The sequence below is a fragment of the Lysobacterales bacterium genome (assembly GCA_016703225.1).
Taxonomy (GTDB): domain Bacteria; phylum Pseudomonadota; class Gammaproteobacteria; order Xanthomonadales; family Ahniellaceae; genus JADKHK01.
The window spans coordinates 1216202-1236896 of the sequence record JADJCM010000001.1; the positions used below are offsets into that span (position 1 = coordinate 1216202).

Below are 20695 nucleotides of genomic sequence, written 5' to 3' on the forward strand. Positions count from 1 at the left end.
CAGCGTGCCTGTAAGCCGCAAGCGGATGCTGTTGACCTGCACTCCACCTGTCCCGGACGGCGTCGGCGGAATCATACTTTCGGACCTCTGCGCACTGCTCCCCATTGGCAGCCTGTGCATTTCGGTCCTGACGAGCAAGACTGACCGCTCCGGCGACAGTCGAGGCATTTCAGACGTTCCGGTTCATTGGGTCCATGTCCCGTATGCAGCCGGTTTGGGCCGGCAGCTGGACCCTTTTCGCAAATTCCTCAAGTGGGTGTCCTTGACCGTGTCGAACGGCCGTGCCCTTATTCACGCGCGAAGGTCATGCGTCAACTGGGGCCGGGCCCAAGGCGTCCAGGAGCTGTGGGCAGTCCTCGACGCCCCTGCTTCGATCAAGCTGGCCGAATGCGTCGCTCGCGATCTCCAGGTACCGCTGCGACTTGTGGTCTGGGACGACATCGATCACAACACGCGCCACTTCAACGTCGACCGACTCACTTCGCTGGTGCTCAAGACCGATTTCTCCAGGGCACTTCATGCGTCCACAAGCTGCGCGGTGATCGGCGAAGAGATGCAGGCGTCGTACGAGGCCGTATTCGGCGTGCGCGCAGTTATCCTCCGGCACGGCATCGCGCCAGCGCAAAAGCCGCTGGCGCAGGGCCTTCGACAGCTGAATTCGTGCCTGATAATCGGCTTCGCTGGAAGCGTGAGCGCACGAAGCGCGTTCGACGCATTGCTCGCTGCGCTGGATCAGGCAGGTTGGGAATTGCGGGGCAGGCCAGTAATACTGAGGCTATTCGGGCAACGTTTCACGCTTGAGGCAACCACCAGCCGACGCATCGAATACAGGGGCTGGCTGCCATCCACCGAAGCAACAGTGGCAGCGCTCGCCGAATGCGACGTTGGCTACCTTCCGCAACCCTTTGAGCCGGATTGGGCGCCGTTCTCAAGGTTGTCTTTTCCCACCAAGTTGTCCACCTATTTGGCCGCCGACTTGCCGGTTCTCATTCATGCGCCCGAATGGGCATCTCTGCCCCGGTTTCTTGCCCGGTACCCAATTGGCACATGCTGCAGTTCTCTCGATCAAGGATCAATCACGAACGCTCTCTTGCGTCTGATGGATGCCGACATTCTTGCGAGTTGCGCCGACGCGCGCATTCAGGCGATTCGGCAGGAGTTCAGTCCAGAGGTATTCCGTAGCAGGTTCGCCGCCTTCCTCGACGTCGACGAAGCGGCGTTGAACGCTTGAACATGCAATTGCGCAAACCGGATTCTGAGCGCTGATGTGCGGCATCTCCGGTCATCTGCACTTTGACCGCCGACCAGCGCGGCGCGACGTGGCCGACGCCATGAATGCGCGGCTCGAACACCGCGGCCCCGATGGCGGCGACGTCCACTTGGAAGGCCCTGTCGCACTCGCGCACCGACGTCTTGCAATCATCGATCCTGCTACGGGTCGACAGCCGCTGTCGAATGAAGACGAGACCATCTGGCTGGTAGCGAACGGTGAGATCTACAACTATCGCGAGCTGCGAGCCGAACTGGTGGCGCGAGGCCATCGGTTCCGCAGCAACGGCGATTGCGAGACAATCGTGCACGGATACGAGGAGTGTGGTGCCGATGTCGTGCATCATCTGCGCGGCATGTTCGCATTTGCGCTCTGGGACGGGCGCCTGAAGCGCCTGCTGCTGGCGCGCGACCGGGTCGGCATCAAACCACTTTGTTATGCCCTCGACCGCAACGGCATCGCCTTCGCGTCCGAAATCCAGGCATTCCGAGCGTGGCCGGGGCTGGATCGCAGCGTCGATCTCGATGCACTCGATCACTACCTGCACCTGCAATACATTCCGGCGCCGCTCACGATCTATCGTGGCATGCGCAAGCTTGAGCCGGGCCATCATCTGATCATCGGTGCCGACGGATACGTCCAGGGTCCCACTCGCTATTGGCGCCTGAACTGGCAGCCAGACTCCCACCGTTCCGAGACGGAGTGGATCGAGTCGCTGGATGCCTCGCTGAAAGATGCCGTGAGCTCGCATCTCGTCGCCGACGTGCCGTTCGGCGCTTTCCTGTCCGGTGGTGTTGATTCGAGCACGGTCGTCGCCTATGCGGCTCGCGAGCTGGCCAACCCGCTGCGAACGTTTACGATCGGCTTCGACGCACCGGAGTTTGACGAGCGCGAGCCGGCGCGTCGCTTTGCCGATATCGCCGGAACTCACCATCACGAGAAGGCCGTCGGACTGAACGCCATTGAGCTGCTGCCGAGGCTCGTCCACCACTACGGCGAGCCTTTTGCGGACAGTTCGGCAGTCTGCACCTGGCGCGTCTGTGAGGCCGCCCGACGTGAGGTGCCCATGGTGCTCTCCGGTGATGGTGGCGATGAGGTCTTCGCCGGCTATTCGTACTTCCCGAAGTTGGTGGACGCGTATCCCGCGTTGCACGGACGCGCACGCCGCATTCGAAGAGCCGCGGGAAACCTGCTGCGTCATGTCGGGCTGCTAACCGCAGCGCCCGACCTGGCCCAGACATGGTACGACCGCTCCCCGTGGTTCAACGATGGCGCACGCCAACGATTGTGGCGAAGCGAGTACCGCCTGCGAACGCGCGCCACGCTTGAATGGAATCGCCTGCAGTTCGCGCATGCACCGGCGGGCGACGTGCTGAGCCGCACTCAGCAGGTCGACTTCGAGACTTATCTGCCGAACGACAATCTTGCGAAGGTCGACATCGCGAGCATGGCCCATGGCCTCGAAGTGCGCGTGCCTCTGCTCGATCACCTGTTGCTGGAAACCGTCGCTCGCATGCCTCCGAATCTGCGGCTACGCGCCACGGCGGCACCTGACGGCACCCTTGGCTCGTGCGGGAAGTACGCGCTCAAGCGTGTGGCAAGCCAGTTTTATCCTTGGGAGGCGTTGGTCGCGCCGAAAAAGGGCTTCTCGGTCCCCGTCGGGGACTGGATGGCGGACGCCAAGGCTACGCTTCAAGAACGCCTTTTCGACCGAAACGCCGCGCTGGACGATTGGTTCGACCTCGAGGAAATTCGCGGGATGGTGAGCGCCCATCGCAAGAACCTCGATCATGGACATCGACTCTGGGCGCTGCTCGTGCTCGCCGAATGGCGGTTGCAGCAAGGCGCATGACCTCAACGCTTCGCGTGGCTATCGTTCACGCAGCGGACGCAGGCGGCGGTGCCGAGCGCAGCGTGCTTGGCTTGCATCGTGGCCTCCGCCGCCGCGGTCATCAATCGACAATGTTTGTCGGTGAGCGCCGGACTGATCAACTTGGGGTCGAGGCGATCCCCTATGTGCGGGGAGTGCCTGGTTCTCGTCGATTGGCCAGGGCACTGGAACACCGATTCGGCTGGCAGGACATCTACAACCCAAGCTTTCGCGCGCTTGGCCAGCGGATCCGCAACCACTTCGACGTCGTGCACTTCAATTCGCTGTGGGGCTCGGCAGGGTATGCGGACATCGCCGCGCTTCCGCTGCTGACCCGCGAGGTGCCGGGAGTCATTACGCTTCGTGAGAACTGGTTGCTGACCGGACATTGCGCCTGCTTCGACCAATGCCAAGGTTGGCGCTCGGGCTGCGGCTCCTGCCCGGACCTCGAACGGGTGCCGCGCATTCCGCGCGACGGTACGCGCTTCAACTGGCTTCGAAAGCGCCGAGCGATTCAAGGTGCCGACCTGCATGCCGTCGCGATTTCAGACTGGCTGCTGCGGGCAGTAAACGAAAGTCCAATCTTCGCCGGCAAGTCAATGTCGCGGATCTACAACGGAATCGACCTGGGCGTTTTCAGGCCGCTAGATGCTGAGCAGCGCGCCCGCCGACGCGTTGAGCTCGGCATTGCAGCAGACGAAATCGGGGTCTTGCTGGCCGGGCAAACCGTCAATGGTCTGAACAGCTTCCAAGCTCCGCGTGATGCGAGGCGAATCTTGTCGGGGGTCCCCGCTACTGCACGGATCCGCCCTCTGGTGATCGGCCCCAATGCGAACAGCTTTTCGGTCGATCTTAAGGGAGCTGTACCACTACCGTTCCAGCATTCACCCTCCGACATGGCAACCTGCTACGGCATCGCCGACCTGACGCTAGTGACGTCGGAAGCCGAGGCCTTCGGTCGCATCGCTGCCGAGTCGCAGGGCTGCGGCACGCCGGTAGTCGCATTCGACACCGGCGGCATCCCGGAAGTGGTGATTGATGGTGCCGGTGGGCGCGTCGTTGCACGCGGAGACATAGAAGGCGCCATTGCAGCGATTTGCGAGCTTGCCGAGGACCCGTTGCTGCGGAGTCGGATGGCCCTGATCGGAATCGAGCATGTGCGCAACCTTTTCGATGACGACAAGGTCGTCGATGAGTATCTCAACCTCTACCATCAGGTGCTCGGACGTGCAGCTGCGGCCTGACGCTTCAAACGCCGTCGAGTCGTCGCCAGGGAGCCAAGACATCGGATCGGTCGCTCGTCTGCAGACGCACTTCGTGACTTTGGATCTGATGCGAGGTGTCGCAGCCTGCATCGTGGCTGTCGGTCACTACACAGGCCAACTTTCGGCCCACTTGGCCGTGGATTTCTTCCTGGTTCTCAGCGGATTCATTCTCGCGAGTCGCTATCTCTACGGAGCGCCTGTGAGTTTCGGCCAGTTCCTGGTAGCGCGCCTTGCGCGTCTCTATCCGCTGCACCTGGCCACCTTGCTGCTGTTCGCGGCCTTGTGCCTGTTGCGCTTTCGCTCCCTGCCGGATTACGCCGACGGCACAGCCGAGACCTTCGTCGGGCATCTCTTACTCATGCAGAACGTCGGCCTGCACACCAGCGAACTGACATGGAACGCACCGAGCTGGAGCATCTCGGTGGAACTCTGGGTCAACCTCGCATTCTTTTTCCTGGTGTCACGAAGGACTCCGACGTGGGCGCTTCTCGTCACTTCCTGCGTGGGATTCGCGCTGCTGGCGGCTCAAGCGGGAACGCTTGCCACATCGCTGCCAAACATTTTTGGGCTCGTGAACCTGGGGCTTGTGCGCGGCGCCAGTTCGTTCTTGCTGGGAATCGTCGCCTATCGCACTTACCTGCGCTTGGTGCCATATCGCGACCATCGCATTGTCCAGGGGTGGTCGTTGCGTCTGCCAGCGCTGGCGGCGGCGCTTGCTCTAATGCTGGTTTCGAGGCCCGATCACCGCGATCTGGACTTTGCGGCTCCTTGGATATTCTTTCTCTGCATCGTGCTGTTTGCGTTTGACAGCCCTCGGTGGGCAAACCTGATGCACCGATGTTCGTATCTTGGAATCATTTCGTATTCGATCTATCTCATGCACTACCCGATCTACTTCGCACTGCGATACCTACGCGAGTTCGCTGCAGGAACAGCGGCCGATGCGATGTGGGTTACCGTCCTGCACGATACGACCGGTGGGTTCCTGCTCTACGCTGGTTTGGTCCTGGGAGTTTCGCACTTGACTTACCGATACTTCGAACTTCCCTCCCGTACGACGGTACGCAAGCTCATGGGGGCCCAAGCGTGAGCGACACTCGTTCCGGGAGCCCCTTTCAACAACAAGCACAGGATAGATCGCGGTGACCGCTCTTGCCGTCGTCATCACGACGATCCAGTCTCCTACGGCTGCGGTGCAGCAGTTGCTCGCGAGGCTCGACAAATTGGCAGCACCGTTGCTCATCATCGGAGATCGCAAGGGTCCCGCTCGCTTCGATGCCGCTGGGGCGGTGTTCCTTGATCTGGCGGCTCAATTCGAGTCACCTTTCGAACTCGCACGTGTCGGCCCGACCGGCCACTATACCCGCAAGAATATCGGCTACCTCGAGGCGATCCGCCTCGGTGCCCGCTGCATCTATGAGACCGACGACGACAATGCACCGCTCGACGCCTGGTCGCCGCGATCACAGGAGGTCGAGGCGCGGCAGATCGACAGTCCGGGCTGGGTCAACGTCTATCGCAGCTTCAGTTCGGAACGCATCTGGCCACGCGGACTGCCGCTCGATGAAGTCGTTCGCTCGAGCGCTTCGCCGCCGCCCCTCGCCGCTGCGACCCGCGTCGTCCGTGCGCCGATCCAGCAGGGCCTGGCCAACGGCGCGCCCGACGTCGACGCGGTCTGGCGACTCGTGCTCGATCGACCTTTCGACTTTGACGGCGGCCCGAGCGTCGTGCTGGCGCCGGGCTCATGGTGTCCGTTCAACAGCCAGAGCACCTGGTGGTGGCCGGACGTCTATCCGCTGCTGTACCTGCCGAGCTTCTGCTCGTTCCGGATGACCGACATCTGGCGCAGCTTCGTCGCGCAGCGCTGCCTCTGGGAACTGGGGCTGGGTGTCGTGTTCCATGCCGCGGAAGTTGTGCAGGACCGCAACCTGCACAATCTGATGCGCGACTTCAACGACGAGATCCCGGGCTACCAGCGCAATCGTGAGCTGGCCGAGGTGCTCGCGGACACCGCGCTGCTCCCGGGCACAGGCGCGATCGGCGAGAACCTGCAGCGCTGCTACGAGGCCTTGGTACGGCACAACTTCTTTGCACGCGAGGAACTGGATCTCTTGCGCGCGTGGCGCGATGGTCTGGAACGGACTAGACATGGCTTCTGAGTCCAATCCCCACGCGGCACGTCCGCTGGTCTCGATCATCGTGCCCAGCTACAACCAGGGTCGTTTCATTCGGCGTACTCTGGAGTCGATCCTGTCGCAGGACTACCGGCCGATTGAGATCTTGGTCATCGACGGCGCGTCCAGGGACGAAACAGTATCAATTCTTGAAGAATTCTCGCATCACCCGGAACTGCGCTGGGTCTCTGAGCCGGACAGCGGTGTTGTCGAAGCCGTGAACAAGGGCTTCGCGCGTGCGCGCGGCGAGATTGGTGCAATCCAGAGTTCGGATGATTTCTACCTGCCTGGTGCGATCAGTGCCGGTGTCGCAGCGCTGCAATCGGATCCCGCGCTGGCTTTCGTGTTTGGCGACATCGCCAAAGTCGATGCCGAAGGCAAGGAGCTTTCACGCACACAGCTCGCGCCATATTCGCTGGTCGGCGTGCTGACGATGGAAACCTGGATTCCTCAGCCTTCGACATTCTTCAGAATGCCATTGGCGAAGTCACTCGGCGGCTGGCGCGAGGAAGTGCCGTACGCCGCCGACACCGACTTGTGGCTGCGCATGGCGTTGAAGCATTCAGCGCGCAAGCTCGATCGCCTGATGGCCGAACGGTCCATGCATGAGGCCCAGCGCGACAAACACGGCCTGCGCATCGTGCGCGACTACGCCAAGACGATCGACACCCTGCCCGGATTGAAAGAAGCACCGTCAACGGTCAAGCGCGCTGCCGAGGCGGGAAAGTGGCTGATGGCGAACCGCTACGACGTCGAGGCGGGTGAACTCACTCGCGTCGCTCGCCTATGGTTCGCCGTGGGTCGCTACCCGAAGATCGGTGCGCGCTATACGTTGCGCGACTTCATCCCCGGTGGCAATCCCCTGCGCGCCCTGGCAACGCGTCTGGCGCGGAGATTCCACCTGCGCTGATGTGCGGCATTTTCGGCACTGTCGGACGTGAGGACCACCGCGGATTGCGCGACGCGGCGCTGACGTTGAAGCATCGTGGTCCCGATGGCTTTGGCGAATGGACGTCGCCGGACCGTGACGTCTATCTCGCCCATTGCCGTCTGAAGATCATCGACCTCAGCGAGGCCGGGCGCCAGCCGATGGCGAATGAAGACGGCAGCATCCAGCTCACATTCAACGGCGAAATCTACAATTTTCTTGAGCTCCGCAAAGAACTTGAAGCCGTCGGACATCGGTTCGCATCGAAGTCCGACTCGGAGGTCATCGTCCACGGATACGAGCAATGGGGCGCGGAGGTCGTTCGCCGCCTGCGCGGCATCTTCGCGTTTGCAGTCTGGGATCACCCTCGGAGGCGGCTGCTGCTGGCGCGCGATCACCTCGGCGTAAAGCCCCTGTACTACGCGATCCACGGCAGCGAGCTGATCTTCGCATCGGAACCGCGGGCGCTGCTTCAGCTGATGAAACAGGGTCGAGTCGTCGATCAGGATGGTCTGTTCGATTTCCTGCGCCTCGGCTACGTCGCCGGCTCGCGCTCGATCTGGCAGGGCATCTCGCGTCTGCCCGCCGCCTCGACACTGCTGTTCGAGCGCGTGGATGCTCGTGCCACGATTCAGCGATTCTGGTCCCTCCCGCAAACGGAGTCTGTACTGAGCGAAGGCGAGGCCGTGGATCGTGCCGACGCGCTGGTGGCTTCCGCCGTTGGCGAGCAGATGGTCAGCGATGTGCCGATCGGACTTTTCCTCAGCGGCGGCATCGACTCGTCACTGATCGCGGCGTATGCCAATCGCGGCGCCAACGCAGTCGACAGCTTTTTCGTTGATTTCGGGGATTGGGGCGGCTCGGAGCGCGGCGATGCCGAGGCGGCAGCGATGCACGTCGGTACTCGCCACCATGTCGACGAGATCGACCCGGCCACCCTGGCGCCGAGGACGGAGTCTGACGCCCGCCTATTCTTCTCCGCCTTCGACGAACCGATCGCAGACCAGTCGCTTCTTCCGACCTGGCATCTAGCCCGCAAGACGCGGCGTCACGTTACGGTCACGCTGTCGGGTGATGGCGGTGACGAACTGTTTTGCGGCTACTCCTGGTACCGGCAGGTCAAGGCTACGCCGCGACGCAGACTGGCATGGTTGGTTGAGGGATGGCGGCGTCGCCTGGGGTTGGGGAGGCAGTGGCCGCAAGGGTGCGCTGGCCAGGACGAGTACTACCACCTGTTGCACTTTCCCTCCTTCGGTCTCCATGAACTCGTGCAGCTTTTCCCCTCGGTCTTTGCGGCGCGGTTCGAGCATCGCGGCGGCATTCCCGAGCAACGGCACAATCCTTGGTCGCCGCGACTGACCAAGCATTGGCAGCACGTCGACATCCACAGCTTTCTCGTCGACAGCAATCTGGCCCGGGTCGATCGCGCGTCAATGGCTCACGGACTGGAAGTCCGCGTGCCGCTGCTCGACCATCGGATCGCGGAGTTCGCGATGTCGCTGCCGCCGGCGCTTCTTGAGTCGGGCGACCAGGGCAAGCCCCTGCTGCGTAGGCTTGCAGCCCGCAATCTCCCCGGTTCACTGTGCACGAAGCCCAAGCAGGGTTTTTCCTTTCCCTGGCACCGCCTGATCGAACAGGCGACGATCCACACCGCCCTGCGCAACGGATCGCTGGTCCGGCTTGGACTTCTGGACCGGGCGGGACTCGAACGCTGGCTCGGCACGCCGGCTCATGAATTGAAGCTCTGGTTGTTGTTTGTGCTCGAGAACTGGTCGCGCAACTGGCTTGCACCGGAGTTCTCCGAGTGACGCCGTGGCAACGCTTGGTCGGGCTTCCGGGTGTGGTGCTGCTCGACCTCGTCAGGTACCGGCGTGCACTGGCCCGATCGGGCCCGGGCCACTGCAGCGAAAACGACGGCTGGATCTCAGTCTGCAACCGCATCGAACGACTGGTGCCAGAGCCGGGGCAGAGAGGCGTCCGTTGTGATTGGCTCTGGGGCAGCACACTGCATGCGCCGCTGGTTCTCCCATCGCTCGCCCGACAGTTGATGCGAGCGGCATTGAGCGAATGGCCAATTGCTTTTGCTGACGAGCCGCCTCGCGCTCTCGGCGCTCCGAAGGTGTCGTTCATCTTCGCGCACTCCGGTGCCGACCGACTGCCGCAATTGCGTCTCACGATCCGCAGCATCTTCGCGCAGCACGTGGTGCCGGTCGAGGTGATCGTGGTTGACGAGTCGCCGCGTCCGCTGATCGCGCAGATGCCCGAAGGGATCGTCTACCGGCACCTGGCCAAACATGAGTTCCTGCAACCTTGGCACAAGACGCGCGCCTACAACGTGGGCGCGACTCTGGCGCGCAGCGACATCCTTGTCTTCCAGGATGGTGACATCTGCGTGCCGCGTCGCTACGCAGAAGAGGTCGTCCATGCCATCGAGGACCGCGGTTTTGCCGCTGCGTCGCTGCAGCGCTTCCTGTTCTATCTTGATCCGTCGGGTGCTCGCCAAGTGGAACTGATGGAGACTTTCGACGACTCGCTGACGCCCGAGGAGGTCGTCCAGAACTGGAAGGGCGGCACGATCGCAATTCGACGTGACGCATTCGACGCGATCGGCGGCTTCGACGAAGCCTTCGTCGGCTGGGGCGGCGAGGACGCGGAGTTCTACGACCGCTGTGGCGAAGTGGGCCACTGCCGCCTCGGTTATCTCCCATTCGTACACCTGTGGCATCCACCACAGCCTTCCAAGTCGGGCGTAGAACGCGAGATGAACGTCGAGTTCTTTCGTCGCAAGATGGAGATCCCCCGGTCCCAGCGGATCGGGGCATTGAGGCAGATTCCATGAGTCTGCGCTTGGCGATCATCGGCTGTGGGGCGATCGCGGACGAGATGCACCTTCCGACCGTGCACGCCCACCCTGGCGTCACCCTCTCTGCAGTGGTCGATCCCGATCTGGAGCGCGCGCGCTCGGTTGCAGCGCGTTGGGAGGCGAAATCTTTCGCATCGACACTTGATGCAGTGGACACTCCACTCGACGCCGCGATCATCTGCACGCCTCCGGGAGTGCGCCCGCAGCTGATCGCGGCGGCGTTCCAGCGTGGCCTGCATGTATTGGCGGAGAAGCCACTCGCGAATTCTGTTTCCGAGTGCCACGAGATCATCGAGGGCGCGAGGTCCTCGGGGCGCGTCCTGGCGGTATCGCACATGTTTCGCTTCTATCCTGTGCGAGCGCGTTTGCAGCATCTGCTGGCCGAGCATGGACTGGGTCACGTCCGAGCCGTGCGCATGCATGAAGGAGCGCCCTACGCGTGGAGCCCTCGCAGCGGCTATACCTTCAAGCGCAGCGAGGTGAGCGGCGGCGTTTTGGTCAATGCCGGCATCCACTCGCTCGACTCGCTGATTCACTGGTTCGGCGATCCTTCGATCGAGTCCTATGAGGACGACGCGATCGGCGGCCTGGAAAGTAACGCAAAGGCTCGGCTCGCATTCCGTGACGGCATTGTTGCTGACTTCAGGATCAGCAGAACCTGTCGACTGCCCTCCCGATTCGAGATCACGTGCGAGCGCGGCCAAATCTCCTTCACCAATCGCGACACGATCGAGTATTCGGTCGAACGTGACGGGCGGAGATCGCTGCATCGCGTCGAGAGCGGAATGTCCAATCCCGCCCAATGCTGGCTAGCCCAGCTCGATGACTTCGTCGGCGCGATCCACTCTGGAGTGCGACCGCAGATCGATGGCAACGAGGCCACTCGCGTCGTTCGGCTGGTCGAGGATCTCTATGGACGAAAGCGAACACGCCCTTTGCCAGCGGTCACTCCAACACCGGGGCAGTGCTGGTGAACTACCGCGACACGCCGGTCCTCGTTATCGGTGGTACCGGCTTCGTCGGTGGTCGCCTGGCAGAGCGTCTGTTGCTCGAGCAGGGAGCGCGGGTGCGAGTCACTGTCCGGGATTGGCGCAAGGCAACCTGGATTTCCCGCTCGACCGCCGACTTGGTCGAAGCCGATGTCATGGATGCAGAGTCGCTCAGGGCAGCCGTCCGCGGCTGCGCCATCGTCTTTCATTGTGCGAGCGGCCCCGCAGAAGCAGGCGGCTACTTGCGGACCAATCGCGACGGTACTGCGAACGTGATTGCTGCGTGCGTCGCCGCCGGAGTTCAGCGTCTGGTCTATGTCAGCAGCGTCGCCGTGCACGCGATGAAGCCTGGGTTGCAACTGTCCAGTGCCTCGCCACTCATCATGACCGGTCGTGACTACAGCGATTCAAAGGTCGTCGCCGAGCGACTGATTGACGAAGCACAGGCGCGCTCACAGCTCTCGACCGTCATCGTTCGTCCAACCTACGTGTGGGGCCCGCGGTCGCATGTGTTCACGATGCGTCAGATGCGCGAGCTGAAGAACGGCATGTTCCGATACGTCGATCAAGGTTCTCCGGTCGCGAACGCCGTGTACATCGACAACCTGGTGGACGCCCTGCTCGCTGCGGGAGTCCGACCGGAAGCCGATGGCCGGCGATTCCTGATCACCGACGGAAACGACTATCGCTGGCGCGACCTCTTTGGCGCGTATGTCCGCCACCTCGGCCTCGTCGAACCTCCATCGCTATCGTCCCAATCGCTCTTGAATCGACGAGGGGCCCGCGCGCTGGCCCAGGTTGAACGCGTCCTCGAAGGCATGCTGGGTACTCGCCCACTGCCAGTGCGCGCCGTTCGGCGACTCGTGCGCATGACGCGCGACGCGTTGCGGCGACGCTTCGTCGATCCTTGGGAGCTGGACAAGTACGCCTGCGATACATCGGCTGACATCGAGGACGCCCGACGCTACCTCGACTATCACCCGCGCTTCGATCTCGCGCGAGGATTGGCCGACACTCTGGACTGGGTGGACGACCAGATGGGCTTCGAACTTGGTCTGGAGTCACGTTCATGAGTTCGCGGAAGTCTTCCATCGCAACCCTGCTTCGTCGCCCTGCCGGTCATACGTGGCGTCGTCTGCGCTGGTTCGGCCTCGCGCGGTACTGCGTGCTATGCCGCAGTCATCTCCGGACCTTCCTGCCTCATGGGAATCCGATCCGCGCACAATCAGTTTGCCCGGTCTGCCAATCGCGAGAACGCCACCGCCTGGCCTGGCTGTATCTCGAGCGCCATCTGCACGGCTCGGTTCGCCCATGTCGACTCCTGCACCTAGCCCCGGAGCCGTCAATCGCGGCCCGGCTACGTGCACATCCCGGCGTCGAGTACGTGAGTGGAGACCTTCGCGCGACGGAAGGAATTAGGCTCGATGTGCGCGCACTGCCATTTGCCAGCGCCAGTTTCGATCTAGTCTACTGTTCGCATGTGCTGAACATGGTGGACGATGACGTGGCTGCATTGTCGGAAATCGGACGGGTCATGCACGCAAACGGAATGCTGCTGATCCAGGTTCCAGTCTCGCCCAACGCGCGAACCCTCAGCATTCCGGACCGTCGCGACACTACGCGGCGCATGAAGGCCTTTGGAGACCCCGACATCGCTCACTTGCATGGTCAGGACGTGGTCGAACGCTTTGGCCAAGGGGGACTCGGAGTCGAACGAGTCGACTTGGCGGCGAAGTTCAGCCCGTCGGACTTCGAGCGACTCGGACTGATTCGCGAAGACCTCGTTCTTTGTCGTCCGATCTCTCCGGCGGCGCACTCCCCATGAGCCTCAAGTCTCTACTGCGTCGAATCGTTCCAGCGTCATGGCGCCCTTGGATTCGTCGCTACCACACCCGCGCTTACTACTTCGGGCTCGCCCGTCGCTGCAACATCTGCGGCGGAAGATGGCGGAGCTTTCTCCCGCATGGAATTGATCTTCCACCCGCTTATCACGTCGAGCCCGACTTTCTTTGTCCAATGTGCCGTTCCAAGCCGCCGCATCGCTTGGTTTGTCTGTATCTGGATGCGCACCAAGAACTGTTTGTTCGCGGCGGACTGCTCGTGCACGTCGCACCGGAGCACGGCTTCGGCCCCAGTCTGGCCAAAGCCGCCGCAGCACATGGCATGTGCTACCGAAGCGGTGACATTCGCGCAGCGGGCGACGCACACCTCGACATTGTCAACATGCCATTTCCGGATGGATCGGTCTCCCTGTTCTATTGCTGCCACGTGCTCAACTCGTTGCAAGACGATCGCGCGGCGATGCGCGAAGTCCTTAGGGTGCTGCACCCGGATGGGCTGGCAATACTTCAAGTTCCGGCTTTCTACTGGGGTGAAACCACGCAGGAGACGAACAGCGCCGAAGAGAGAATGGCTGCTTTCGGCGACGATGGGATCTACCGCAACTACACTGATGACGACTTTCGGAATCGCTTGCGGGCCACGGGCTTCGAGGTATCCGTGTTTTCCACGACGGAGTTGCCGCCGCAAATCGTTGGATGTCTGCAGCTCAAGCGAGAATTCGTCCATCTTTGCCGGAAGTCGAAGCAAGCATGAGTCTTCCCGTTACAGTGTCTTTGACGTTTGACGACGCACTTCCCGAACATCTCGACGTCGCAGTCCCAACGCTCGAGCGACATCGATTGCGCGCAAGCTTTTACGTCAACGTCGGAAGTGAGTCCTTTTGCTCGCGCATGCAGGACTGGACTGCCGTGGCGATGCGCGGCCACGAACTTGGCAACCACACGGTGTTCCATCCTGGCGTGTCGAGCAAGCCATGGGTCACCCACGGGATAGCACTCGATGACTACTCATTGGACCGGATGCGCCACGAACTAGTGGTTGCCAACCGCATTCTGCAAGCAATTGACGGACGAACGACCCGCAGCTTTGCCTTTCCATGCAGCAATCCGTGGTTGGGTCGGCCCGGCTGGCCTCGACGCGTGCTAACCAGACTGGGTCTAGAACGTACACGCATCATGGGCTTTGTAGACCGACATCGTCTGGATGTCGGCTCGCAGCGCAGGGATTACTCGCCGCTGGTTCGTGAGTTTTTCCCCGCCGCGCGTTGCGGAGGTGTCGCACCGGACGCTCTGCCGGCGCTGCCGGAGGACTGGCATCGCGTTCGCGCCGTGGATGGCGACGGCGCCAATCTTTCGGGCTTGCGAAGCGCCCTTGAAACTGCAGTGGGAAGAACACGATGGGCAGTATTCGTGTTCCATGGGGTCGGCGGCGGTCACCGCTTGAATGTCGAGCGCGGGACCTTCGCGTCGTTTTGCGCCGACCTCGCCAACGACCCGCGCGTAGAGGTCTTGCCGTTCATCGACGCCGCGTTGCGCCTCGGTGCCAAGGAGCCGCGTCTTGCCTGAAATCGTCCCTGGCCTCGTATCGACGATCATCCCGGCGTTCAACAGGGCCGACATGTTGCGCCATGCGGTCGACAGTGTTCTGGCACAGACATGGCGGCCCATCGAGATCCTGATCTGCGACGACGGTTCCACCGACGACACTGTCGCAACAGGCCAGCGACTGGAAGCAGACCATCCCGGCGTCGTGTTTTATGAGTGGGCCCAGAACCGCGGTGCAGGCTCGGCCCGCGAACGCGGCCGACTTCGGGCCCGCGGCGAGTTCATCCAGTATCTGGACAGTGACGATTCGATTTGGCCGCGCAAATTCGAGGTACAAATCGCAGCACTTCGCGCCAAGCCGGAATGCGGCGCTGCCTACGGCCGGATTCGCCTCTGTCCCGAAGGCGAACCGCCCGGAGACGTCCCCTACAAATGGTCCGGCCGAGAATTCACGTCGCTGTTTCCGATGCTGCTCGTCGATCGCTGGTGGAACACCAATGCTCCGCTTTGGCGGCGCACGACCACGGATGCGATCGGTCCATGGAGCGACCTGCGCTACTCGCAGGACTGGGAGTACGACGCACGCGCCGGCGGCTTGGGTATCAAGCTGGTCTACTGCCCGGAGTTCGTGACGGACCAGCGCCAACATTCGGGCACCCGCCAAACCGGCGGTGGTCGCTGGCTATCGCCGCAGGATCGCGTCCGCTTCTTTGCGGCCCTGCTGGCGAATGCCTGCAGGGCGGGCGTTGCACTCGATGCACCGGAAATGAAGCATTTTGCTCGTTGGGTCTTTCGACAAGCGAGAGAATGCGGTGCGTCAGGCGCCGCCGGAGCAGCCGCTGATCTACTTTCGATTGCTCGCGCCGCCTCAGGTGGCGGCACCAGCGACATGAGCGCCTATCGATGGCTGGCGAAGTTCATCGGCTGGAAAACAAGCGCCATCGTGTCCGACCGCGCCAGTGCCTGGCTCGGCCGCAGAAGCGGTGCCGATACCTTGCGCCAATCCTGGATGGACTGAAGGGCGTGTCTTCATCACCCACCGTTTCCGTCGTCATGAGCGTCTACAACAGCGCAGGGTCGTTGACACGAACGCTCGACAGCATCCTGCTGCAGGAAGGCGTCGATTTCGAGTTCATCGTTATCGACGACGGGTCGACAGATGGCAGCGGGGAAATCCTCGATCAACGCGCTGCGCTCGACGCGCGCTTGGTTGTCGTGCATCAAGACAATGCGGGTCTGACGGCAGCGCTCAGGTTGGGTGCGAGCTCGCACGCGGCGTATACATTGCCCGCCAAGATGCCGGCGGTGACATCTCCATGCCCTCGCGACTTGCGGCGCAACTGCGAGCGCTGGAGAGCTGTCCAGAAGCGGTCATGGTCAGCTGCGGCACTCGTTTCGTTGGACCCGACGATGAGTTTCTGTTTGACGTAGTGATAAGTGAGGCAGAGTTGCTCCAAGGACTGAATACGCTGACTTTCCCAGGTGTGCACGGACCATCAAGCCATCCCAGCACGATGTTCAAACGTGATATGTACTCGCGCATAGGTGGCTATCGACTAGCCTTTGTGGTTGCCCAGGACATGGACCTCTGGCTTCGAATGATCGAGACAGGGAGGTGTTTGTCCATGGCCGAAGTGCTTTACCAAGCGCGATATGCGCTCGGCAGCATCTCGAGCCGATATGGCGATCGCCAGCGGGAGTACGGCGCCATCGCGGTAAATTGCGCGCGACAAAGGCGAGCCGGGGCCTCAGAACCCATTCTGCCGGCCCCTCCGCCGAAGCACGTCGGAGGCGACATGCCAAGCTCCTCTCGCGAGCGCGCCAGCTTCCATTATTTCATCGGATGCTGCTTGCGGAAGGAGGATCCCACGGCAGCGACCGAGCACTTCCGTGAGGCGTTGGCTGCATGGCCCATGCATCTCGGAGCACGCCTGCGCCTACTAGGGCTCCGCTGGCTCTCATGAACCGGCGAGCGCGTTGGTCTTTGGGCGTGGACTGCTTGCGAGCGTTCCATTGGCGACTGCTTGATGTCCAGCTTGCCTGCAAGCGTGATGTCGGCCAGCGCTGCTGGTTAGTCGGGGCAATTTTGAGACCATGAAACCACCCGTATTTCGATCGGACTGGCCCGATGACGTCAAGGCGCTCTATCGCCATGACGTTCAGGAGATTTGGGACCAACGGATCGCGCCGCAGATCTGGACGTCGTACCACAATCAGTTGGACATGTACCTGGCGATCGCCGGCTCCAAGCCGCTGTCGATTCTGGATGTGGGTTGCGCGCAGGGCACGCTCGCCCTGCTCTTGGCGGAGCGTGGACACAGCGTCACTGCAGTGGACTTGAGGCCGCAGTTCCTGTCCTATGCGCAGAGCCGACAAACCCACGGCGACATCGCCTTCCGGACCATTGACGTACTGACTGACCCCATCCCGGGCAGGTACGACCTCGTCTTTGCGAACCAGATCATCGAACATCTGGTCTACCCAACACGGCTATGCCGGCGTCTCTTTGACGTCCTGGTACCGGGCGGGCGCATCGTGATCACCACACCAAGTTGGCACTACGTGCGGAACTCTCTTCCAAACCTCGCTTCGCTCGGAGATCCGAGTCGCTGGGAGCATCTCCAAAATAGTGCCGACGGTGATGGCCACTTCTACGCGTATACCGTCGACGAACTGGCGCAATCAGTGGCCGAAGCCGGCTTCGCGGACGTCAGCGTCGAGTCCTACGAAACCCCTGTCATTTCCGGCCATATGAAGGTGCGCTATCTGCAGCGCCTTCTGCCGTACCGCGTACTCCAAAGGATCGACCGCTTGCTGCTAGCAATGCCGTTCGCCGGGAGGCGACTCGGATACCAGCTGCTTTGCACGGGCGTGCGCCCCGGCGCCGGATCATGATCCGGCTGCTCGAAGATCGACTTCGCACGCCGACCATCGGCGAGGTCGCCGTGGTTGCCGCCGGTTCGGTCGTCACCAACGACGTCGCTCCGATGACGATCGTCGCCGGTGTACCGGCCAGATACGTGCGCCACCGCTGATGCAGTTGGCGATCGTGATTCCGAGTTATCAGCGCGGCTCCACCTTGCTGGAAAGCGCGCTTCACTTGCTGGCGTTGAGTCCACCGGCCGATGAGCTGCTGATAGTGGACCAGTCGCCGCAACACTCTGAGACGGTAGAGCAGAGCCTGCGGGCCCTCCACGAATCCGGTCGAATTCATTGGCTTCGACTCGAACGACCGAGCATTCCGCACGCGATGAATGTCGGGCTGCTGGAAGCAAAGTCAGACCGAGTGCTGTTTCTCGACGACGACATCGTGCCCGACGCCGCACTGGTTGCGATGCACCGGTTGGCCGACGCCAGCCTGGTCGCCGGCATGGTGCTACAGCCGGGGCAGCGCGCGGAGTCGCTGAAGGCGGGCGAAGCTTTCCGCTTCAACAGCGATACGCCCGCAGAGATCCGCGAGTTCATGGGGGGAAATTTCTCGATCCGGCGCGACAGTGCCCTCGCGCTCGGCGGCTTCGACGAGAACTTCGTTGGCGCCGCCTACCGCTTCGAAGCCGAGTTCGCGCACCGCTATGTGCAGGCGCACGGACCAATTCGCTACGAGCCGCGCGCGATCATCCATCACCTGCAGATTCCCACCGGGGGCACCCGCGCGCATGGTCACCATCTGCGCACGCTGCAACCGACCCATTCGGTTGGTGCGTATTACGAACTGCTGCGCACGCGTCGCCCTGGCTGGTGGCGCCAGATATTGTGGCGGCCGATCCGCGCGGTTCGCACTCGCCACCATCTGCGCCGACCTTGGTGGATCCCGCTCACGCTTCTTGCCGAGCTTCGTGGCTTGGTCTGGGCGGTTTCGCTGAACCGCAAGGGACCGAGACTACTGGGCGCGAACACATGACTGACGCGGGCTATCGTGCTCATATTGACGGTCTTCGCGCCGTGGCGGTGCTGGCGGTGGTCGCTTACCACGCCGGCGCACCCGGATTCGTCGGGGGTTATGTCGGTGTCGACGTGTTCTTCGTGATCTCCGGCTTCCTGATCACCGCACTGTTGTTCCGCGAGTTCGAGGTTCACGGCGACGTCTCGCTGCGCGGCTTCTACGAACGCCGGGTGCGCCGCCTGGCGCCGGCACTGCTGCTGGTCATCGCAGCCTCGTTGTTGCTCGGTGCGTCGTTCCTGACACCGATCGGCGGCGAGCAGCAGGGTCTCGCCAAGTCGGCCATTGCCACGATCGCGCTGGTGTCGAATCTCTACTTTGCCAGAACCACGGGCGGCTACTTCGACGCGCCCACCGAAACGCAGCCGCTGCTGCACACCTGGTCGCTCTCGGTCGAGGAGCAGTTCTACCTGGCTTGGCCCCTGATGCTGTTGCTGACGGCGCGCTGCGGGGTGCGCCGCGGTGTCGGACCGGCGCCTGCGGTGCTGGGCGTGCTGATCGTGACCTTCGCGATTTCGTTGACGCTGTCGATCATCACGACGCCGACCTTTCCGCAATTCGCGTTTTTCGGCACACCGACGCGCGCCTGGGAGTTCGCCGCGGGCGCGCTCGTCTTCTTCCTCGTTCGCGGGCGCCAGGCGCCGATCCCAGGTGCAGGGGCGCTCGCGATGCTCGGCCTGGCCGGCGTGCTCTGGAGCGCGACGACCTACTCGCTGGACACGCCGTTTCCCGGCTATCAAGCGGCGGTTCCGGTGCTCGCGACCGCCGCGGTGCTGCTCGGCTGCGAGCACGCAGCGACGAGCTGGTGCACGCGTGTGTTGTCGGTCCCGGTGCTGGTCGGGGTCGGGCTGATTTCGTACTCGCTCTATCTTTGGCACTGGCCGCTGCTGGTCATCGCCAGACTGCACACGCTTGGCGAGATCGGATCGGCGGGCATCGCCGCGGTCTGTGCCACGGCGTTCCTGCTTGCCTGGCTGAGTTATCGCTACGTGGAGCAGCCGGTCCGCCAGAAACAGGTTCGCCTGATGACGACGCCGATGCGGACGTTTGCCGTCGGCGCCGCAGGCTCGCTGCTCATCGTCGTGCTGGCCGGACTCCTCGGCGCCTGGGCGAAGCTGATCTGGACCGGCGATCCGGCAAACGCGGCAATGCAATCGGCGCTCGCGGAGATGCACAAGGTGCGCCTGGCCTGCTGGCAGTCCCGCCCGTACGAGGGATCGCTGTTGGCGCGGGCAGATTGCGACCAGCCCCAGACCGGGCGATCACCGAGCATCCTGGTTTGGGGCGACTCGCACGCGTCCCACCTGATGCCGGCCATCGGTGCGGTCGCGAGTCAGGCAGGTTCGTCCGCGCGCATTCGCTTCATGCCGGAATGCCCGCCCTTGGTCGGGTACTCACCAACTCTGGTCGGGCTGCAGCGTGTGCGCGGCTGCGAGCAGTTCAACCTGGATGTGCTGGCCGAGGTAGAGCAGTTGCGTGCCGCCGGTTTGAATACGGTCGTCATCGCAGCGCGGTGGTCGGCCTACGTGAGCAATCCGCGGGCACTGGCAATGGCGCATGACGGCCTGGAAGCGACTCTGAGCCGAATCGGCGCGCTTGGCCTGCGAGCGCTGGTCGTTGCGCCGGTTCCTGAGTTCTACCACGAGGTCCCAACTTGCCTCGCACGGCGCCCGCCAATGGCATGCGGCATCTCCAGGGATCAGGCAGATGCAAACCGGGCCGTCGCGTGGTCGCTGCTGTCGCTCGCGACCGACCGGGTCGAGTCGGTCACGCTGATCGATCCATTCCCGTTGGTGTGTTCGCAGCGCGATTGTCCGGCCTATGACCGCGGCGAAGTCTTGTTCAGCGACGCGCACCATCTCTCGGAGTTGGGCTCCATGCGATTGCGGCCAGCGTTCTCCGAGTTGCTTTCTCGTCAGTTCAGCCGCGTGCAGTTCGCGCTGGACACGAACCCGGGTCCGCGATGAGACACCTGCCGATCGACGCGTTGGCGGTGAAAACACGTTCCGC

Annotated in this window: 19 protein-coding genes; all 19 read left to right on the forward strand. The window is 62.7% G+C overall.

All coding sequences use genetic code 11. From position 1 onward, the window contains the following. The first annotated feature begins 4 nt into the window (after positions 1-4). Positions 5-1231, forward strand: a complete 1227-nt coding sequence (locus IPG63_05235) for a hypothetical protein (protein ID MBK6726654.1) — start codon at positions 5-7, stop codon at positions 1229-1231. A gap of 34 nt (positions 1232-1265) precedes the next feature. Then, complete coding sequence (gene asnB / locus IPG63_05240) at positions 1266-3122, forward strand: asparagine synthase (glutamine-hydrolyzing) (protein MBK6726655.1); 1857 nt, start codon at positions 1266-1268, stop codon at positions 3120-3122. Continuing rightward, a complete protein-coding gene (locus IPG63_05245; GenBank protein ID MBK6726656.1) occupies positions 3119-4384 on the forward strand; it encodes a glycosyltransferase in 1266 nt (421 codons plus the stop codon). Before asnB (IPG63_05240) ends, IPG63_05245 begins: the two co-directional genes overlap by 4 nt. 73 nt (positions 4385-4457) lie before the next feature. Next, a complete protein-coding gene (locus IPG63_05250) occupies positions 4458-5495 on the forward strand; it encodes an acyltransferase (protein ID MBK6726657.1) in 1038 nt (345 codons plus the stop codon). 52 nt (positions 5496-5547) lie between these two features. Continuing rightward, a complete protein-coding gene (locus IPG63_05255) occupies positions 5548-6564 on the forward strand; it encodes a DUF288 domain-containing protein (protein ID MBK6726658.1) in 1017 nt (338 codons plus the stop codon). Continuing rightward, positions 6554-7489, forward strand: coding sequence for a glycosyltransferase (locus IPG63_05260; protein MBK6726659.1), 936 nt, complete (start codon positions 6554-6556; stop codon positions 7487-7489). The genes IPG63_05255 and IPG63_05260 overlap by 11 nt, the downstream gene beginning before the upstream one ends. Continuing rightward, entirely contained in the window at positions 7489-9315 is a 1827-nt protein-coding gene (asnB, locus tag IPG63_05265) for an asparagine synthase (glutamine-hydrolyzing) (protein MBK6726660.1), read from the forward strand. Before IPG63_05260 ends, asnB (IPG63_05265) begins: the two co-directional genes overlap by 1 nt. After that, positions 9312-10346, forward strand: a complete 1035-nt coding sequence (locus tag IPG63_05270) for a glycosyltransferase (protein MBK6726661.1) — start codon at positions 9312-9314, stop codon at positions 10344-10346. The genes asnB (IPG63_05265) and IPG63_05270 overlap by 4 nt, the downstream gene beginning before the upstream one ends. An 8-nt stretch (positions 10347-10354) precedes the next feature. Continuing rightward, positions 10355-11344: a Gfo/Idh/MocA family oxidoreductase gene (locus IPG63_05275; GenBank protein MBK6726662.1), complete on the forward strand. Its 990-nt coding sequence runs from the start codon at positions 10355-10357 to the stop codon at positions 11342-11344. Continuing rightward, positions 11341-12432, forward strand: coding sequence for an NAD-dependent epimerase/dehydratase family protein (locus tag IPG63_05280; protein MBK6726663.1), 1092 nt, complete (start codon positions 11341-11343; stop codon positions 12430-12432). The genes IPG63_05275 and IPG63_05280 overlap by 4 nt, the downstream gene beginning before the upstream one ends. A gap of 353 nt (positions 12433-12785) precedes the next feature. After that, positions 12786-13184, forward strand: coding sequence for a methyltransferase domain-containing protein (locus IPG63_05285; protein MBK6726664.1), 399 nt, complete (start codon positions 12786-12788; stop codon positions 13182-13184). After that, on the forward strand, positions 13181-13954 hold the full coding sequence (locus tag IPG63_05290; protein ID MBK6726665.1) for a class I SAM-dependent methyltransferase: 774 nt from the start codon (positions 13181-13183) through the stop codon (positions 13952-13954). Before IPG63_05285 ends, IPG63_05290 begins: the two co-directional genes overlap by 4 nt. Next, positions 13951-14766 (forward strand): polysaccharide deacetylase family protein, encoded by an 816-nt coding sequence (locus IPG63_05295; protein MBK6726666.1) that lies wholly within the window; start codon positions 13951-13953, stop codon positions 14764-14766. The genes IPG63_05290 and IPG63_05295 overlap by 4 nt, the downstream gene beginning before the upstream one ends. Continuing rightward, positions 14759-15763: a glycosyltransferase family 2 protein gene (locus IPG63_05300; protein MBK6726667.1), complete on the forward strand. Its 1005-nt coding sequence runs from the start codon at positions 14759-14761 to the stop codon at positions 15761-15763. The genes IPG63_05295 and IPG63_05300 overlap by 8 nt, the downstream gene beginning before the upstream one ends. A gap of 35 nt (positions 15764-15798) precedes the next feature. After that, positions 15799-16176, forward strand: coding sequence for a glycosyltransferase family 2 protein (locus IPG63_05305; protein ID MBK6726668.1), 378 nt, complete (start codon positions 15799-15801; stop codon positions 16174-16176). Positions 16177-16839: 663 nt separating this feature from the next. Beyond that, positions 16840-17640, forward strand: coding sequence for a class I SAM-dependent methyltransferase (locus IPG63_05310; protein MBK6726669.1), 801 nt, complete (start codon positions 16840-16842; stop codon positions 17638-17640). Then, entirely contained in the window at positions 17637-17780 is a 144-nt protein-coding gene (locus IPG63_05315; GenBank protein MBK6726670.1) for a hypothetical protein, read from the forward strand. Before IPG63_05310 ends, IPG63_05315 begins: the two co-directional genes overlap by 4 nt. After that, positions 17780-18646 carry a glycosyltransferase family 2 protein gene (locus IPG63_05320; protein MBK6726671.1) on the forward strand — a complete coding sequence of 289 codons (867 nt, stop codon included), beginning with the start codon at positions 17780-17782 and terminating at the stop codon, positions 18644-18646. Before IPG63_05315 ends, IPG63_05320 begins: the two co-directional genes overlap by 1 nt. Beyond that, positions 18643-20652 (forward strand): acyltransferase, encoded by a 2010-nt coding sequence (locus IPG63_05325; GenBank protein ID MBK6726672.1) that lies wholly within the window; start codon positions 18643-18645, stop codon positions 20650-20652. Before IPG63_05320 ends, IPG63_05325 begins: the two co-directional genes overlap by 4 nt. Positions 20653-20695: the final 43 nt, after the last annotated feature.

Bases quoted from the DNA above. Each gene is read 5' to 3' on its own strand.
- asnB (MBK6726655.1), top strand. From the start codon at position 1,266: ATGTGCGGCATCTCCGGTCATCTGCACTTTGACCGCCGACCAGCGCGG.
- IPG63_05245 (MBK6726656.1), top strand. From the start codon at position 3,119: ATGACCTCAACGCTTCGCGTGGCTATCGTTCACGCAGCGGACGCAGGC.
- IPG63_05260 (MBK6726659.1), top strand. From the start codon at position 6,554: ATGGCTTCTGAGTCCAATCCCCACGCGGCACGTCCGCTGGTCTCGATC.
- asnB (MBK6726660.1), top strand. From the start codon at position 7,489: ATGTGCGGCATTTTCGGCACTGTCGGACGTGAGGACCACCGCGGATTG.
- IPG63_05290 (MBK6726665.1), top strand. From the start codon at position 13,181: ATGAGCCTCAAGTCTCTACTGCGTCGAATCGTTCCAGCGTCATGGCGC.
- IPG63_05295 (MBK6726666.1), top strand. From the start codon at position 13,951: ATGAGTCTTCCCGTTACAGTGTCTTTGACGTTTGACGACGCACTTCCC.
- IPG63_05305 (MBK6726668.1), top strand. From the start codon at position 15,799: ATGAGCGTCTACAACAGCGCAGGGTCGTTGACACGAACGCTCGACAGC.
- IPG63_05310 (MBK6726669.1), top strand. From the start codon at position 16,840: ATGAAACCACCCGTATTTCGATCGGACTGGCCCGATGACGTCAAGGCG.
- IPG63_05315 (MBK6726670.1), top strand. From the start codon at position 17,637: ATGATCCGGCTGCTCGAAGATCGACTTCGCACGCCGACCATCGGCGAG.
- IPG63_05320 (MBK6726671.1), top strand. From the start codon at position 17,780: ATGCAGTTGGCGATCGTGATTCCGAGTTATCAGCGCGGCTCCACCTTG.
- IPG63_05325 (MBK6726672.1), top strand. From the start codon at position 18,643: ATGACTGACGCGGGCTATCGTGCTCATATTGACGGTCTTCGCGCCGTG.